14 protein-coding genes are annotated in these 17,168 nt (G+C 61.8%); 4 read left to right on the top strand and 10 right to left on the bottom strand.

Annotated elements, in window-relative coordinates; translation table 11 throughout:
- Positions 1–108 precede the first annotated feature (108 nt).
- Positions 109–1,326: a multidrug effflux MFS transporter gene (locus ACTRWK_RS09315; RefSeq protein WP_304950661.1), complete on the top strand. Its 1,218-nt coding sequence runs from the start codon at positions 109–111 to the stop codon at positions 1,324–1,326.
- A 71-nt stretch (positions 1,327–1,397) separates the two neighbouring features.
- Positions 1,398–2,798: a helix-turn-helix domain-containing protein gene (locus ACTRWK_RS09310; RefSeq protein ID WP_289081886.1), complete on the top strand. Its 1,401-nt coding sequence runs from the start codon at positions 1,398–1,400 to the stop codon at positions 2,796–2,798.
- Positions 2,799–2,802: 4 nt separating this feature from the next.
- On the opposite strand, the gene ACTRWK_RS09305 is transcribed toward ACTRWK_RS09310, so the two are convergent.
- From ACTRWK_RS09305 to ACTRWK_RS09270, 8 genes are all read right to left on the bottom strand, one after another.
- Positions 2,803–3,489 (bottom strand): thermonuclease family protein, encoded by a 687-nt coding sequence (locus ACTRWK_RS09305; RefSeq protein ID WP_462843888.1) that lies wholly within the window; start codon positions 3,487–3,489, stop codon positions 2,803–2,805.
- A 107-nt stretch (positions 3,490–3,596) separates the two neighbouring features.
- Positions 3,597–5,255: a choline dehydrogenase gene (betA, locus tag ACTRWK_RS09300; RefSeq protein WP_462843887.1), complete on the bottom strand. Its 1,659-nt coding sequence runs from the start codon at positions 5,253–5,255 to the stop codon at positions 3,597–3,599.
- Between the two features lie 260 nt (positions 5,256–5,515).
- Complete coding sequence (gene betB, locus ACTRWK_RS09295) at positions 5,516–6,967, bottom strand: betaine-aldehyde dehydrogenase (RefSeq protein WP_289081889.1); 1,452 nt, start codon at positions 6,965–6,967, stop codon at positions 5,516–5,518.
- A gap of 57 nt (positions 6,968–7,024) precedes the next feature.
- Positions 7,025–8,209: a choline transporter gene (locus ACTRWK_RS09290; RefSeq protein WP_005852309.1), complete on the bottom strand. Its 1,185-nt coding sequence runs from the start codon at positions 8,207–8,209 to the stop codon at positions 7,025–7,027.
- Positions 8,210–8,272: 63 nt separating this feature from the next.
- Positions 8,273–9,781 carry a choline-sulfatase gene (betC, locus tag ACTRWK_RS09285; RefSeq protein ID WP_184582626.1) on the bottom strand — a complete coding sequence of 503 codons (1,509 nt, stop codon included), beginning with the start codon at positions 9,779–9,781 and terminating at the stop codon, positions 8,273–8,275.
- Complete coding sequence (betI, locus tag ACTRWK_RS09280; protein ID WP_074635535.1) at positions 9,778–10,353, bottom strand: choline-binding transcriptional repressor BetI; 576 nt, start codon at positions 10,351–10,353, stop codon at positions 9,778–9,780. Before betI ends, betC begins: the two co-directional genes overlap by 4 nt.
- Positions 10,354–10,475: 122 nt before the next feature.
- Positions 10,476–11,378: a DMT family transporter gene (locus tag ACTRWK_RS09275; RefSeq protein WP_005852306.1), complete on the bottom strand. Its 903-nt coding sequence runs from the start codon at positions 11,376–11,378 to the stop codon at positions 10,476–10,478.
- Between the two features lie 37 nt (positions 11,379–11,415).
- Positions 11,416–12,012 (bottom strand): LysE/ArgO family amino acid transporter, encoded by a 597-nt coding sequence (locus ACTRWK_RS09270; protein WP_286759443.1) that lies wholly within the window; start codon positions 12,010–12,012, stop codon positions 11,416–11,418.
- A 200-nt stretch (positions 12,013–12,212) separates the two neighbouring features.
- Here ACTRWK_RS09270 and ACTRWK_RS09265 point away from each other — a divergent pair, with 200 nt between their 5' ends.
- On the top strand, positions 12,213–12,452 hold the full coding sequence (locus ACTRWK_RS09265) for a hypothetical protein (RefSeq protein WP_009826495.1): 240 nt from the start codon (positions 12,213–12,215) through the stop codon (positions 12,450–12,452).
- Positions 12,453–12,596: 144 nt separating this feature from the next.
- Here the strand turns inward: ACTRWK_RS09265 and ACTRWK_RS09260 are convergent, their stop codons facing one another.
- Positions 12,597–13,337, bottom strand: a complete 741-nt coding sequence (locus ACTRWK_RS09260) for a YebC/PmpR family DNA-binding transcriptional regulator (RefSeq protein WP_005852303.1) — start codon at positions 13,335–13,337, stop codon at positions 12,597–12,599.
- A gap of 158 nt (positions 13,338–13,495) precedes the next feature.
- On the opposite strand from ACTRWK_RS09260, the gene ACTRWK_RS09255 reads away from it, so the two are divergent.
- Positions 13,496–15,268: an SLC13 family permease gene (locus ACTRWK_RS09255; RefSeq protein WP_289081892.1), complete on the top strand. Its 1,773-nt coding sequence runs from the start codon at positions 13,496–13,498 to the stop codon at positions 15,266–15,268.
- Positions 15,269–15,347: 79 nt separating this feature from the next.
- Here the strand turns inward: ACTRWK_RS09255 and ACTRWK_RS09250 are convergent, their stop codons facing one another.
- Positions 15,348–17,120, bottom strand: coding sequence for an SLC13 family permease (locus ACTRWK_RS09250; protein WP_243251596.1), 1,773 nt, complete (start codon positions 17,118–17,120; stop codon positions 15,348–15,350).
- Between the last annotated feature and the right edge of the window lie 48 nt (positions 17,121–17,168).

Below are 17,168 nucleotides of genomic sequence, written 5' to 3'. Positions count from 1 at the left end.
TTGCAAAAACTATACACCCACATCTTTGCTAATTGAAAACTTGCAAATCGTTCGGTTACCGTATGGTTCTGGATAGACAAGATGCAACCGCAGGCATACTGATATGCAATGATCAAGGATAACCCCATCCGTTTTCTGGACAAAACATCCCCCCCGCATATTTCCACGCTGATCCTTCTGTCGGGGATCGGGGCGCTGGCGATGAATATGTTCCTGCCTAGCCTTCCCGCAATGGCTGAGTATTTCGACGCCGATTACTCTGTGATGCAGCTTTCCGTCCCGCTTTATCTGCTGTGCAGCGCGGTATTGCAGGTGCTGATCGGCCCGATTTCGGACAATCTGGGCCGCCGCAATGTGCTGCTATGGGGGCTGGCGATATATATGGTCGCGACGGTGGGCTGTATCTACGCCCCCACGACGGCTGTGTTCCTTGCGTTCCGCTGCGTGCAGGCCATCGTCGCCGTTTCGATGGTGCTGAGCCGCGCCGTGGTGCGCGATATGTTCGCCCAAGATAAAGCCGCCTCGATGATCGGCTATGTCACGATGGGCATGGCGCTGGTGCCCATGATCTCCCCCGCTGTGGGCGGGTTGCTGGAACAATCCTTCGGCTGGCAGGCGACCTTCTGGGCGATGTTCTGGATCGGGGCGCTGGTACTGGCGATCACATGGTTCGACCTTGGCGAGACCCACGTCGCGTCAGGGCGCACGCTGACCCAGCAATTCGCCGAATACCCCGAGCTGCTCGGCTCTCCGCGGTTCTGGGGGTACTCGATGGCGGCGGCCTGCTGCTCGGGTGCGTTCTTCGCCTACCTTGGCGGCGCGCCCTTCGTGGGCAGCGTCGTTTTCGGCATGGAACCGGCCGAGCTTGGCATCTATTTCGGCGCGCCCGCCGTGGGCTATTTCCTTGGCAACTTTATCACCGCCCGCAAAGCGACCGTGGTCGGCGTCAACACGCTGGTGCTTTGGGGCTGTCTGGCCAATGCGATTGGCGGGTCGGTGTCGATGATGATCTTCCTGCTGGGCTATGGATCGCCGCTGTCGTTCTTCGGGATGATGACGCTGGTGGGCCTTGGCAACGGGCTGTGCATCCCCAACGCCACCGCGGGCCTGTTGTCGGTGCGCCCGCATCTGGCGGGCACGGCGTCCGGGCTTGGCGGCGCGATCATGATTGGCGGTGGTGCGGGGCTGAGCATTTTGGCCGGTGCCCTGCTGAGCGAGGAGACCGGAGCCTATCCGCTGCTCTGGATCATGCTGGCCACCGCCGTGGCGGGCGTCGCGTCGATCTTGGTCGTGATCCGCCGTGAACGAGCGCTTGGCATCGCCTGACGGGCCTTGCCGCCGTTAGTTTGCAAAGATACGGTTTGCAGAACCGGTAACTTTGCAAAGGCCCCACCCCGATGGCGATCCAAAAGCTATACGCTGGCGCAAAACTGCGCGAGCTGCGCACCAATCTGGCTCATACCCAGAAAGAATTCGCCGCGCGGCTTGGCGTATCCCTCCCGTACTTGAACCAGATGGAGAACAATAACCGACCCGTCAGCACCACGGTCGTCTTGGCACTGGCGTCTGAATTCGGGATGGACGTCACCGAACTGTCGAGCGGGGACAGCGAACGGCTTGTCAGCGACATGCGCGAAGTCCTGTCCGATCCGGTGTTCGAGGGAGATGTGCTGCCGCTGGCCGATGTGCAGCTTGCGGCCTCCAACGCGCCGGGGTTGGCGCGGGCGTTCATCAAGCTGCACCAAAGCCACCGCCAGACCCAGGAACGGCTGGCCTATCTGGACGAAGCCTTGGGCCGCGAAGATGCCCGCCCCTCCCCCAGCCCGTGGGAAGAGGTGCGCGACTTCTTCCATTATTGCGACAATTATCTGGATGCCGTGGACCGCGCTGCCGAGTATTTCGCCCGCGACACCGGCACTGGCCAAAGCCTGCGCGACACCACGCTAGAGGCGCTGTCCGGCGCAGGCATCACCGTCGCCTTCGACGAGACAGATGCCCTGCGCCGCTATGATCCGGCCAGCGGCGTGTTGCATGTCTCGGCCCGCGCCTCGCAGGCCACACAGACGTTCCAGATGCTGCTGCAGGTCGCCCTTGTGCGCCAGAACGACCTGCTTGAGGCAACCTTGGATTTCGCGCGTTTCAACAGCCCTGCGGCCCGTGACATCGCGAAGATGGGGCTGGCGAACTACTTTGCCGGGGCCGCGCTGATGCCCTACGCCCGGTTTCTGGAGCGCGCCCAAAGCTGCCGCCACGACCTCGAGGTGCTGGCCTCTGATTTCGGGGCATCGATCGAACAGGTCGCGCATCGGCTGTCGACGCTGCAACGCCCCGGGTCAAAGGGGATTCCGTTCTTCTTTGTCCGTGTGGATCAGGCGGGCACGATCACAAAACGCCATTCGGCCACCCGTCTGCAATTCGCGCGGTTCGGCGGAGCCTGCCCCCTGTGGAATGTGCACAGCGCCTTTGAAACGCCGGGCCGCTTCCTGCGCCAGCTGGCCGAAACGCCGGACGGGGTACGCTATATCTCGTTGGCGCGGGACATCTCGAAGCCGGCGGGGCGGTTTGGCGCGCCGGTGCGGCGCTATGCGATTTCACTGGGGTGCGAGGTGCGCCATGCGCCCGCGCTGGTCTATGCAGACGGGATGGACACCACCCGCGCCTCGGCGTTTGAACCCATCGGCATATCTTGCCGTATTTGCGAACGTAAACATTGCCACCAGCGGTCTGTGCCGCCGCTGGAACGCCAACTGGTGGTGGACCCGAACCTGCGCGACGTGCTGCCCTATCAGGTGGATTGACCGCTTACCGCTTGGCCGCCCGCCACCCGGCGGCACGCGCCTGCGCCGCGGTGCAGAACCAGCGTTCGCCCTTGTCGGTGCGGATCACGGTCCGGTCATAGTCGCGCTGTCCGGGCATGTGAAAGATCCGCGTGCCCTTGCTGCTGACATTCCCCTTGATCACACAGCCGCCCGGCCCCGATGACGCAACGGGCTTTGGCGCTGCTTTTGAGGCTTTGCGATAGGCATCGGGGCGCTGCGTTTCATAGGCATGCACCCCGCGTCCCGCCCGCTTGGCCGCCGCTTCACGCGCGACATAGGCGCGGCTGTAGCGCGCGTAGGAAAAGGCCAGCCCCGCCGCGACCAAAGCTTGCCCCATATCCTGCCCCAAGGCGGCACAGCGCGCGACAATCCGGCCATAGCGGTCGGTATCCACCCGCTGGCAGTCGGCCCGCTGACCGTCATAGGTGGCGCGCACCTGCGCCGTCACCCAAGCGCCGCAGTTCAACACGCGCCCATCCGTGGCACGGCAAGGCTGATCACCTTCGACCGCATCAATGCCGAAAAGCCGGATCCGCGTCTCACCCAATGCGATCGTATCGCCGTCGATCACCCGGATCTCGCCCGTCAGGCGCGGTTCGACCGCCGCAGCGGGTTGCGTGAAAACGGCGACCAGCGCCGCGGCGAAACATGAATGAAGGATGGCTTTCATATCCCGTTGATTGGGGCGTTTCCACGCCCCAATCAACCAGAGATATTAACCAAGGTTAACTTTAGTTAACACTTGTGGCCTCTCGACCAAAAACGGGGGGCAGCCCCTTAGCGCTGCGCGGTTTCCCAGTCGGGATGAATCCAGGGCGCGTCATTTGACGCGGCCAATGGATCAAGCCCCAGCACATGGTCCGAGATTTTCTCGCCCACCATGATGGACGGGGCGTTCAGGTTGCCATTGGTGATCCGCGGGAAGATCGAGCTGTCGGCGACGCGCAGCCCCTCTACCCCGATCACACGGCCCTGCGGATCAACCACCGCCTGCGGGTCATCGGCGCGGCCCATGCGGCAGGTACCACAGGGGTGATAGGCGCTTTCGGCATGTTCGCGGATGAAGGCATCAAGTTCATCGTCGCTTTGCACATCGGCCCCCGGCTGGATCTCGTGTTTGACGAAGGGCTTGAAGGCGTCCTGCGCAAAGATCTCTCGGGTGAGGCGAATACAGGTGCGGAACTCCTCCCAATCCTTGTCTTGCGACATGTAGTTGAAAAAGATCTTCGGCGCGTCGGCCGGATTGCCCGAGGCCAGCGTGACAGACCCGCGCGAGGTCGACCGCATCGGCCCCACATGCGCCTGAAACCCGTGGCCTTCGGCGGCGGCCTGCCCGTCATAGCGCACGGCGATCGGCAGGAAGTGATACTGGATATCGGGGTATTTGATCCCCGCCTTCGACCGGATGAAGGCCGCGCTTTCAAATTGGTTCGACGCGCCCATGCCGGTTTTCGTGAACAACCACTGCGCGCCGATTGCGGCCTTGGAAAAGATGTTCCAGTGCTTGTACAGCGTGATTGGCTGGCTGGCGGCCATCTGGATATACAGTTCAAGGTGGTCTTGCAGGTTCTGGCCAACACCGGGGCGGTCGGCGACCACGTCGATACCATGCTCTGCCAGATGGGCCGCAGGGCCGATGCCCGACAGCATCAGCAGCTTGGGCGAGTTGATGGAGGACGCCGCGACGATCACCTCGCCGCTGGCGCGCAGCACCTCGGTCTTGCCACCGCGCAGCACCTCGACCCCGACAGCGCGACCATCTTCGATCACGATCCGCTGCGCCAAGGCGCGGACCAGTTCGACGTTGCCGGTCTTTTGCGCGGGCCGCAGATAGGCGTTGGCCGCGGACCAGCGACGGCCCTTCCAGACCGTCTGCTCCATCGGGCCGAAGCCTTCCTGTTTCTCGCCGTTATAATCGTCGGTCGCCTCATAGCCCGCTTGCTTGCCCGCCTCGACAAAGGCTTCGAACAAGGGGTTTTCACGGGGGCCACGGCTGACATGCAGCGGGCCGTCAGTGCCGCGCCAGTCGGGGTCGCCCCCGTGGCCGCCGTCATGCCAGCTTTCCATGCGTTTGAAATAGGGCAGCACATCGGCATAGCCCCAGCCGTCGGCCCCCTGCTCTTCCCAGTGGTCATAGTCCATCGCGTGCCCGCGCACATAGACCATCCCGTTGATCGACGACGATCCGCCGATCACCTTGCCACGCGGGGTCGCCAGACGACGGTTGTTCAGATGCGGTTCGGGTTCGGACTGGAACCCCCAGTCATAGGTTTTCATGTTCATCGGATAGGACAGCGCCGCCGGCATCTGGATGAACGGCCCGGCATCGCTGCCACCATGTTCGATCACCATCACCTTGCGCCCTGCCGTGGCCAGGCGGTACGCCATCGCGCAGCCCGCGCTGCCCGCCCCTACGATAATAAATTCAGCTTCCATCCTATCGCCTTCCTTCCGTGAGTCTTTCGCGGGTCAAGGAGGCCGCAGGCCCCGCGCCCCCGGCGCGGCTTGTCCTTGACGCGCGCAAGACTCGCATCCCAACATTGTCGAGGTGACTTGAGGATCAGACCGATCCCTCAAGCACCTCTCAGCATATTCCGGCACGCCCTGCCCAAGCCCCCTTTGTTGCCGAAGGAAAGCTTGGGCCGGATGCGCGCCCATCTATCGCATGCGCGTCAGCGCAGCGTTGGATCAGCGCCCTAGAAAGGCGCTTCCATATCGCCCATGCGCACATAGACGGTTTTCAACTGGCTATAGTGATCAATCGCCGCCTTGGAGTTCTCGCGCCCCACGCCCGAATTTTTCATGCCGCCAAAGGGGGCTTCGACCGGGGCGTCGTTATAGGTGTTGATATAGCAGGTGCCCGCCTCAAACCCCGCCGCGACGCGGTGCGCGCGGGACAGGTCTTTGGTGAACACACCGGCGGCCAGACCGAATTCGGTCGCATTGGCGCGGGCCATCACCTCTGCCTCGGTCTCGAAATCCAGCACCGACATGACCGGCCCGAAAATCTCTTCGCGGGCGATGGACATGTCGTCGGTCACATCGGCAAAGACGGTGGGCTGCATATAGAAGCCATCGCGGTCGATTGCTGCCCCGCCATAGACCAGACGCGCGCCTTCGGCCTTGCCCTTTTCGACATAGCCAAGCGCGATCTCCATCTGACGTTTTGACACCATCGGGCCAAAGCTGGTGTCAGGGTCCATCGGGTCGCCGATCACGGCAGTGTCCAGACGCTCGGCCAAGCGCTTGAGGAACGCCTCTTTGATGTCGCGGTGCACGAAGACGCGGGTACCGTTCGAACAGATCTGACCAGAGCTGTAGAAATTGCCCAAGATCGCGCCGCTGATGGCGTTCTCGATATCGGCGTCCTCGAACACGATCATGGGGGACTTGCCGCCCAGTTCCATCGTGACATGCTTGATGCCTTCGGCGGCCGCGGCATAGACCTTGCGACCCGTGGGCACAGAACCGGTGAGCGAGACCTTGTCGACGCGCGGGTCGGTCACAAGGGACGCCCCCACTTCGCCCATGCCCTGCACAACGTTATAAAGACCGGCGGGCAGTCCTGCCTCTACCAGAATTTCCGCGACTTTCAGCGCGCAAAGCGGCGTCGTCTCGGACGGTTTGAAGATGATCGAGTTCCCGCAGGCCAGCGCCGGTGCGCCTTTCCAGCAGGCGATCTGCGTCGGATAGTTCCATGCGCCGATGCCGACACATACACCCAGCGGTTCGCGGCGGGTATAGACCCAGTCTTCGCCCAGCTGGATATGCTCCCCCGTCAACGAGGCCGCCAGACCGCCGAAATATTCCAGCGCATCGGCACCGCTGGTCGCATCCGCAACCGAGGTTTCCTGATAGGGTTTGCCGGTGTCATACGTCTCGAGGATCGACAGATCGTGGTTGCGTTCGCGCATGATGTCGGCGGCGCGGCGCAGGATACGGCCCCGTTCGGTGCCGGTCATCGCGGCCCAAGCAGCCTGCGCGTCCCGCGCGGCGGTGATGGCTTTCTCGACGATCTCCGGCGTGGCGGCATAGACGGTCGCGATGACCTTGCCCGTGGCCGGATAGATCACCTTGATCGGGGTGCCGTTGGTATCTTCGACATATTCGCCGTTGATGAAATGGCTGGCGATGGGTTGCGTTTGCATAGGTCTCTCTTTTCGGTTGGGCCCCGCCCGTATGGCGGGGCCGCTTAGGATTAAGGGTTATTCGGCCGGGATATTGGCGTTGCCATCCAGCCCGTGCAGGTGACGGCGTTTGACAAAGAACATATAGCCAAGCGCCAGCAGGTAGATGCCGATCACGATGGTCCCGACCCACTGGATCTGTAGCCATTGGCTTTGGAACAGCAGCGTCAGCACAAACAGGCCGATGGCGTTGGCCAGCACGTAAGACACCGTGCCAAAGCGTTCGGTCGTGAAGTTGAGGTTATCGGTGTAGAGCCGGATCAGACTGTCGAACGAGTTGATCACGAACACGATGCCCACGATGGTCATGGCCCAATTCGGGAAGCCCGCGGTGCCGATGCCGTTCAGGTGGTAGTAATACAGCACCGAGAACCACAAGCCCAAGGGGATCGACGGGAATACCAGCAAGGACGCCAGCAGTTGCCATGTCTTCAGCCCGCCAACAAAGCGGCTGACGAACTGCCCGATCATGATCGACCAGGCGAACCACCAGAACAGGTAGAATTCGTGGTAATCCGTCAGCGGGATGATGAACTTGTGGATATTCGCGAAATAGCCGCCAAGGTTGCTGGCACTAGAGGCAAATTCGCCCAATCCCATGCCGGCGTTCAGCCACATGTAGGCGATCAACGCCAGAAACAGCAGGGTCGAGCTGACCGACAGCACACGCACGAACTTCAGATCGGTGGAGCTGAAAGCCGCAATCAGGATCACGAGGAAGCAGATCAGGTAGAAGACCGGCAGGATCGTCTCTCCGTCGCCGACCTCGGCGATGTAATAGGGCATATAGATCAGGAACAACGCACCGGTGAAGGCGCAGGTGGTGATGATCACAATGTTGTTCAGCAGTTTGATCGCGGGGATCTCGAAGAACTTCACCCGCGGCTCGATGGCGCAGAAATAGAAGGTCGTCAGGAAGTAGAACGTCCAGATCAGAAAGCCCCAGAACCCGAATTCAAGCGCCAGCGGGTTGGTGAACCCATAGGCTGGCTCGGTGGCAGTATCCGCATAAAGCGGGAAGTCGAAGGCCAGCGGGAACATGATCAGCCCCACATCCAGCCCCGACGTGAAGAGGATCGCGATAAAGGTGAACAGCGGCACCGGCGTCACGCCGGTCAGCGGCAGGTTCCACCACTTGATCGTACAAAAAATAGTTAAGCCCAAAGCCAGTATGACCCCGAACGAAATGATGGTCGTTAACATTGTGTCCCTCCGTGTTGGGGGTGCATTATTGGTTTGGTTGCCCGCACCCCTTGGGCAGTCGTTCTATTCGCCGCGCGGAAAACGTTTGTTCTCTTCCAGCACGTTCAGATCCATGTGGTTACGCATGTATTGCTCTGACGCATTGCGCAGCGGCTGGTGATCCCACGGATAGTACCCGCCCTTGCGCAGCGCCTCGTAGACGACCCAGCGGCGGGCCTGGCTTTTGCGCACATCGGCATCAAAGGCGGCCAGATCCCAGCGGGCGTCGGCCTTGGCCGACAGGGTCAGCCGCGTGCCCTGATGGGCAGGTTCTTCGGCAAGGTTGGTCAGCTCGTGCGGATCGGTTTCCAGATCGAACAGTTGGTCAGGATCAAGGGCGCAGCGGTTGAACTTCCACTTGCCGTAGCGCAGTGAGACCATCGGCGCATAAGACGCCTCTGCCGCGTATTCCATCGCAACGGGTTCGGTGCGTTCCACCCCCTGCCCCATGGGCACCAGCGATTGCCCCGTGGTCCATTCCATCACCTCGTCCATGGACACGCCTGCCAGATCACAGACGGTCGGGCACACGTCGATATTGCTTACCGGCGTGGTCTGCAAACCGGGTGCCATCTGCGGGGCGGCGATCATCATCGGCACGCGGGACGACCCTTCGAAAAAGCTCATCTTGAACCAGAGCCCCCGCTCGCCCAGCATATCGCCGTGATCCGAGCAGAAGATGATGATCGCCTCTTGGCGCGTGTCTTCTAGCGTTTGAAGGATCTCACCGATCTTGTCGTCAAGATAGCTGATGTTGGCAAAGTAAGCCTGACGTGAACGTTTGATGTCGCGTTCGGTGATGTCGAAACTGCGCCAATCGTTCGCGTCAAAGATACGTTTCGAATGGTTGTCCTGATTTTCATACCCCAGATCGGGCACCTCGGGCAGCAAGTGGTCGCAATCGTTGTACAGATCCCAGTATTTCTTGCGTGCGACATAGGGGTCATGGGGGTGTGTAAAGCTGGCGGTCAGACACCACGGGCGCGGATCCAGACCGCGTGACAGGTCGTAAATCTTGCGCGTCGCCTCATAGGCCACGGCGTCGTCATATTCCATCTGGTTGCTGGTTTCCGCCACGCCTGCGCCGGTCACCGACCCCATATTGTGATACCACCAGTCAATGCGTTCCCCCGGCTTGCGGTAGTCCGGAGTCCAGCCGAAATCGGCGGGGTAGATATCGGTGGTCAGGCGTTCCTCGAACCCGTGCAGCTGATCGGGGCCGACGAAATGCATCTTTCCCGACAGGCAGGTCTGATAGCCCGCACGCCGCAGATGGTGGGCGTATGTTGGCACGCTCGACGCGAACTCTGCCGCGTTGTCATAGACGCCCGTAGCCGACGGAAGTTGCCCCGACATGAACGCCGCCCGCCCCGGCGCGCACAGCGGGCTGGCGGTATAGGCGTTCTTGAACCGCGTCGACCGCGCCGCCAGCTTTTTGAGGTTCGGGGCATGCAGCCAGTCGGCGGGGCCGTCGGGAAACAGCGTGCCGTTTAACTGGTCGACCATCAGGATCAGGATATTGGGCTGGGTCATTCTTTGGTCCCCACAAGCATATGAAGCACCGACAAGGCGCGGTCACTGGCGGCGCGGGCGCTGCCCTCGTCCGACAAGGCGGCACGCAGGTAAAGCCCGTCGATCAGTGCCGCCAGCGTATCGGCATCCCCTGCCGGATCATCCGAGATCGGGCGCAGCGCATAGGTCAGGTTCGACCGCAGCCGCTTTTGATACACCACCAGCAAACGGTAGGTTTCGGTATTGGTCCGCGAGGAGGCATAGAGCGTCATCCAGGCGCTGACCGTTGCCGGATCGAAATAGCTTTCGTCAAAGCTCGCGCGGATAATCGCCTCGGCCCGTCCCAGCGGGGATTTGTTCAGACGCAGCTCGCGGCGGACCTCGGCGCTGTATTCCGTCAGGATATAGCGCATGGCCGCAAGAAAGATCTGGTCCTTGCCGCCAAAATAGTGATGCGCCAGCGCCGAGGACATCCCCGCGCGGCGCGCGATCTGGCCGACCGTCACATCCAGTGACTGGGCAGCACCGATTTCGGCAATCGTCGCTTTGACCAAGGCGTCGCGGCGAATAGGCTCCATTCCGACTTTGGGCATAAAGAATCCTTAGTGGTTTGATAGCGTCTGGCCATCAAACCTACGTTCATTGACTGACAAGTCAATAAAAACCTGAGAGCGGATCAACTCAGGGTTTAGTCATTTTCCAGCCGGCGGCGTTGCTAGAATTTCGTCGCCGGCGTGGCGGGGGTGATCTGGCGTTTCAGCATCGCCTCGCGCCATGTGATAAACGTCACCGACCCAAGGATTACCGCCCCGCCAAGAACGACCCAGATATCAATGGGTTCAGCAAAAACGACAGCACCTAGCGCCGTGGCCCAGACCAGTTGCAGGAAGGTCACCGGCTGGGTCACCGTCAGCGGTGCCGCGGCAAAAGCCAGCGTCATGGTATAGTGGCCTGCGGTTGCAAAACACGCGACAGCGGCGAGGATTCCGATCTCTTCCCACGTAGGGGTGATCCAGTTGGCAAGCGCGAAGGGGGCCAGAAACAGCGTCACGAACAGCGACATCATCGCGACGACGACCGACGGGCGGACCTCGTCCGCAAGCACCTTGGCCAGCAAATAGGCCCCGCCAAACACCACCGCCGCGATCAGCATCGCGAAATGCCCGCCGGTCAGCTCTCGAAACCCGGGTCGCAGGATGATCGCGGCCCCGACCAGCCCCAGAACGACCGCAATGATCCGGCGCAGGGCCAAGCTCTCGCCCAGAAACAGCGCGGCCCCGATGGTGACATAGATCGGCGCAAGATAGTTCATCGCCGTCACCTCGGCGATAGAGATACGGGTCATGGCGTAGAACCACAGGATAACGCCCACCCCATGTAGCCCGCCGCGTACCGAAAACAGCGCCCATTGGCGGCGCGACAGCTTCGCCTCGCGCAGCGCGCCAATCGCGGGCAGCAGGAACACCAAGCCAAAGCCATAACGGATAAAAGCAGCTTCGGAGGACGGCAGGCGCGGGCCCATATGTTTGACCAAGGCGGTCACGCAAATGAAACACAGGCCGGTCACGACCATCCAGAAGATACCGGTGACGGGGCGTTGGGGATGTGCAGTTGTCATGGGCGCAACATTCCCCAACCCTTCCCCAAGGGCAAGGTCACATCAGCAGAAGTTTCAAAGCAATTGCCCACATGGTCAGCGCAATCACACCATCCAGAATTTGCCAGCTGCGCGGCTTGCTGAAAAACGGCCCCAACAGGCGCGCGCCATAGCCCAGGCTGAAAAAGAAAACAAAGCTCGCCGTGACCGCACCTGCCCCGAAGGCAAGGCGGCTTTCATATTGCGCGGCGATGGACCCCAGCAGCACGACGGTATCAAGATAGACATGCGGGTTCAGCCAGGTCAGCGCGAGCAGGGTCAGGATCGTGCGGCGCAGGCTGGTTTGCGCGGCCCCGTCAGCGGCCAGCGCATGGCCGCCCTGCCAAGCCGATCGCGCGTTCTGGAAACCGTACCAGATCAGGAACGCCGCCCCGCCGTAGCGCATCAGTGTTTCGAACCACGGCACCGCCGTGGCCAGCGCACCGAACCCCGCCACCCCTGCGGCGATCAGCACCGCATCCGACAAGGCGCAGGTCAGGCAGACCCAAAAGACATGCTGCAACCGCAAGCCTTGGCGCAAGACAAAGGCGTTCTGCGCCCCGATAGCCAGAATCAAGGTCAGGCCCAAGGCAAAGCCGGGTAAGAAGGCGGTCATATGTCAAAAGCTCCGTCGGGAATCTGGGCCGGTCTCGGGCAAGATGCACCGCCGGACCCCACCCAAAAATAAATTTTCATCCCCTGCAACCCCAACTTTATTGTTGCGGCCGCGAAACATTTGCGTGATTGGGCCCGTTACTACTAGCGAACCACAGATACAGCGCCTATCTGACCCGCATACAACCAAGGAATAATGTCATGTTCGACGACAAACAGAAGCTGGAAATCAGCCAAGATGAATTGGCGCTTATCGAAGCAGCCCTGCACACACAGTCCAAGATCCTGAGCGTTCAGGCAAGCGCAGGCGGATCAAAGGCCTTGGGGCACCTCAACGAGGTCAAACGCGTCCTCGCCTCTATCTCGCAGCAGCGCGTGCGCGACACCACGACCAAACCGGCCTGGGGTGGTCTTTTTCGCATGGCGCGCCTTTTGGGATAAATTCGGCCCCAAACGCTGACACAAAAAAACCGCCCCGCAGCTAAGCCAGGGGCGGTTTTTTTGTGTCTCGCGGGCGTGTGACGCAACCGCCCCCCGCCAAAGCAAAGCCCCGCCGCGACATGGGTCGCTGGCGGGGCGTAAATGCTACAGCTGCTCCATCACCTCGTCAGAGGCTTCGAAGTTCGCGGTGACCCGCTGCACGTCGTCGTCGTCTTCCAGGGCGTCGATCAGCTTCATCAGCTTTTCCATCCCTTCCAGATCCATTTCGGTCGTGGTGGTCGGACGCCAGACCAGCTTGGTGCTGTCGGATTCGCCCAACTCGGCCTCAAGCGCGGTGCTGACATCGTTCAGGTCGGTATCCATGCACCAGATGACATGTCCGTCATCCGAGCTTTCGACGTCTTCCGCACCGGCTTCGATGGCTGCCATCATGACGGTGTCGGCATCGCCAACGCTGGCGGGATAGGTGATTTCGCCCTTACGGTCGAACATGAAGCCGACGCTGCCTGTCTCGCCCAGATTGCCACCGTTCTTGGTGAAGGTGGACCGCACGGTCGATGCGGTGCGGTTGCGGTTGTCGGTCATCGCCTCGACGATGACGGCAACACCATTGGGGCCGTAGCCTTCATAGCGGATTTCTTCGTAATCCTCGCCCTCGCCGCCGACGGCTTTCTTGATCGCGCGTTCGATGTTGTCCTTGGGCATGGACTGGCCCTTGGCCTCTTTTACCGCCAGACGCAGACGCGGGTTCTTGTCCGGATCGGGTTCGCCCATCTTCGCCGCGATGGTGATTTCTTTGGAGAGCTTGGAAAACACCTTGGCGCGCAGTTTGTCCTGACGGCCCTTACGGTGCTGGATATTTGCCCATTTTGAGTGACCTGCCATAGTGACCTCACATGCTAAAATTCTCGGTTGGCTCTCTATACGGCAGCCCACGCGCCTGAACAAGCCACCGCGCACGCGCGCGCTATGGCTGGGTTTGGGGCAGACAGGCGCGCGGGCGGCTGCTAGGGCTTTGGTCGCAGTTCACGCAAGGTACGCTCATGACCGCCGATCAAATCATCCTGTTCACCCTGTTTGCCGCCGTGTTCGGCATGCTCTTGTGGGGGCGGTTCCGCTATGACCTTGTCGCCTTTGCTGCGCTGATGGTTGCCGTGGTGCTGGGGGTGGTCGACAGCAAGGACGCCTTTGCCGGCTTTGGTCACCCTGCGACGCTGGTGGTCGCGCTAGTGCTGATCGTATCGGCGGGGCTGACGCGGTCTGGCGCGGTGTTGCTGATCACCCGCACGCTGGTCGATGCCTCGCGCAGCCTTGGCGGGCATATCACGCTGATGGGGGTCATCGGCGGGGTGCTGTCAGCCTTCATGAACAACGTCGCAGCCCTTGCGCTGCTGATGCCGGTCGACATCCAGACCGCCCGCAAGGCCGGTCGATCCCCGGGGTTGAGCCTGATGCCGCTGAGCTTTGCCACGATCCTTGGCGGCATGGCGACGCTGATCGGGACGCCGCCCAATATCATCATCGCCTCGATCCGACAGGAATCCCTTGGCGCACCGTTTCGCATGTTCGATTTCGCCCCTGTGGGCGGGATAGCGGCGGCGGCGGGGCTGGCCTTTGTCGCGCTGATCGGCTGGCGTTTTATCCCGCAGCGCGAAAACAACGTGCTGGGCCCCGAAGACCTGTCCCCCTATCTGGCAGAGCTGACGATCCCCGAAGGCAATGCCCAGATCGGTAAACGTCTGGCAGAGCTTCAGGACGCAGCCGAGAAGACCGATGTCGCCATGCTGGGGGTGATCCGAGACGGCAAGCGCCGCTACGGCCAATCCCGCAACCTGCCCCTGCGCGCAGGCGACGCGCTGGTGCTTGAGGCAACACCCGACGCGCTGGACGAATTTCGCAGCACGCTAGACCTGCATGTCGCCGACGCCGACCGCGAAGACCGCCTGCGCGCCGATGGCGAAGGGGTCGAGATCATCGAGGTCGTGGTCACCAGCGATTCCCGACTGAACGGCCGGTCGGCTCAGGCGGTCGGCCTGTCGTGGCGGCAGCGCTCCGTGCTGCTGGGGGTATCGCGGCGCGGCAAACGCATCACCTCGCAACTGCGCAAGACCGAGCTGCAGGTGGGTGATATTCTGCTGCTGCTCGTGCCCCGCGATACCGCGTCCCATGTGGTCGAATGGCTGGGCGTGCTGCCCCTTGCTGACCGCGGGTTGGCAGTGACCGAAAACCACAAGGTCTGGCTGGCCATCGGCCTGTTTGGCGGCGCGGTCACGGCGGCGAGCTTTGGGTTGATCTACCTGCCCGTCGCCCTGGGGCTGGTCGTCATCGCTTATGTGCTGGCACGGATCGTCCCGCTGTCGGAGCTGTACACCCATATCGAATGGCCGGTCGTCGTCTTGCTGGGGTCGATGATCCCGTTGGGGGCGGCGCTCGAAAGCTCTGGCGGGACGGAGCTGATTGCCGGCGCGCTTGTCGGATTGACCCAAGGGCTGCCCGCATGGGTGGTGCTGACGGTGCTGATGCTGGTCACCATGACCCTGTCGGATGTGCTGAACAATACCGCCACCACCATCGTCGCCGCCCCCGTGGGCATCCAGATGGCGGCAAGCCTTGATGTCTCGCCCGACCCGTTCCTGATGGCGGTCGCCGTCGCCGCATCGAGCGCATTCCTGACGCCCATCGGGCATAAGAACAACACGCTGATCCTTGGTCCCGGGGGCTATAGCTTTGGCGATTACTGGCGTATGGGGCTGCCGCTTGAGATCATCGTCGTCGCGGTGTCCATTCCGGCTATTCTGGTGTTCTGGCCGCTTTAGGGCGCGCGACCATTGGAGGTGCCGGGGGCCAGCCCCCGGACCCCCGGGATTTTTGCCATTTGGAAGCGCGGGAACGGTGCTACCAGAAGAGCGGGATCATCATGGAGACGAGCAGCGACATCGACAGGTTGAGCGGAATGCCGATGCGCATGAAGTCGGTGAAACGGTAGCCGCCCGGCCCATAGACCAGCGTATTGGTCTGGTAGCCGATGGGGGTTGCAAAGGCGCAAGACGCCGCGATCATCACCGCCACGACCAAGGGGCGCGGGTCCATGCCAAGTGCGGCCCCCAGGCTGATGGCAATCGGTGTCATGATCACCGCCACCGCGTTGTTCGACACGATCTCTGTCAGGGTTGTCGTCAGCAGGAACACCGCGAAGATCACATAGAAAGGCGACAGCGTGCCGAGGAAGGGTGCGATATTGTCAACGATCAGGCTGATCGCGCCGGAGTTTTGTAACCCTGCCCCGACCGCAAGCATCGAGAAGATCAGTGCCAGCAGCCGGCCATCGACAAAGCTGAAGGCCTCTTCCGCGTCGATACAGCCCGTGACCAGGACCAACGCCACGGCCAGCACGGCCAGTAGCAGGATCGGCGCGACGTTCAGCGCGGCCAAGACCACGATTCCCACCAGCGCCGCGATGGCGATCGGGGCATGCCCCCGCCGGAAGGCCCGTGCGGACGGCTGCGAGACGTCGACCATATCCATATCCGAGGCAAGGCGCTGGATATCCTCCATCGCGCCTTCAAGCAGCAGCGTGTCACCGACCTTGACGATGAGGTCGTCAAGCTGGCGACCGATGTTCTGGTTCCGCCGGTGTACCGCCAAAGGGTACACCCCATAGCGCCGGCGCAGACGCAGCGCCCCGAGCGTGCGGCCTACCATCTTGCAGCCCGGCGTGATCAGCACCTCTACGGTCGAGGTTTCCACCGCCGACACCTGATCGACACGCTTGAGCTCTTTATTCGCCTGAAGGCTGAGCAGCTCGGTCATCTGGGTCCGCAGAACCACACGGTCACCGACCCGCAGTTCGACACTGGCCAGATCGCGGCGCAACGATTGATCGCCGCGCACCACGTCGATCAGCCGCACGCCTTCGCGTTTGAACAGTTGCACGTCAAGCACCTCGCGCCCGATCAGGTTGGAGTCGGGCGGGATCACGGCTTCGGTGAAGAACTTCATCTTGGAGCGGTCCGACAGCATATTCGCCATACTGTCGCGCGCGGGCAGCAGTTTGGGCGCGAAGACGGCCATATAGATCAGGCCCCAGGCGCAGACGACCAGACCGATGGGCAGGATTTCGAAAATGCCAAACGGCTCCAGCCCTTGCGACCGTGCGACACCGTCCACCAGAAGGTTGGTCGAGGTCCCGATCAGCGTCAGGGAGCCGCCCATGATCGCCGCATAGCTCAGCGGGATCAGCAGTTTGGAGGCTTTGGTGCCAAGCGTCTGGCTGAGCTGCACCACGACCGGAATCATCACCACCACCACGGGCGTGTTGTTCATCACCGCCGAGGCCGCCATGACGGCCACGATCACGCCCACCACCGCCGTTTTCGGATGCGTCTTGGCATAGCGTTCGGCCATGCGCGTCAGCACATCCAGCGCGCCCGTGCGCACCAGCGCGCCCATCACGATGAACATCGCGGCAATGGTCCAGGGGGCAGAGTTCTGCAGCACCGCCTGCGCATCGTCATAGGGCAAGATGCCAAGCGCCAGCATGATGGCCGCCCCTGACAGGGCCACGACCTCGGTCGGGAGGGATTCGCGCAGGAACATGACGAACATGATCACAACGACGGTCAATGCCAGGATGGCAGAGGTGCTATCCGACAGGTTTAGAAAGTCCATTCAGGTATATCCGGCCTTGGGCAGATGAAAATCAAACTGCAGTGTCGT

This window comes from Sulfitobacter sp. G5_S2_6_S6 (assembly GCF_054968505.1).
Note: the sequence above shows the minus strand (reverse complement) of the source record. Positions and strands in the feature narration are given on the sequence as shown.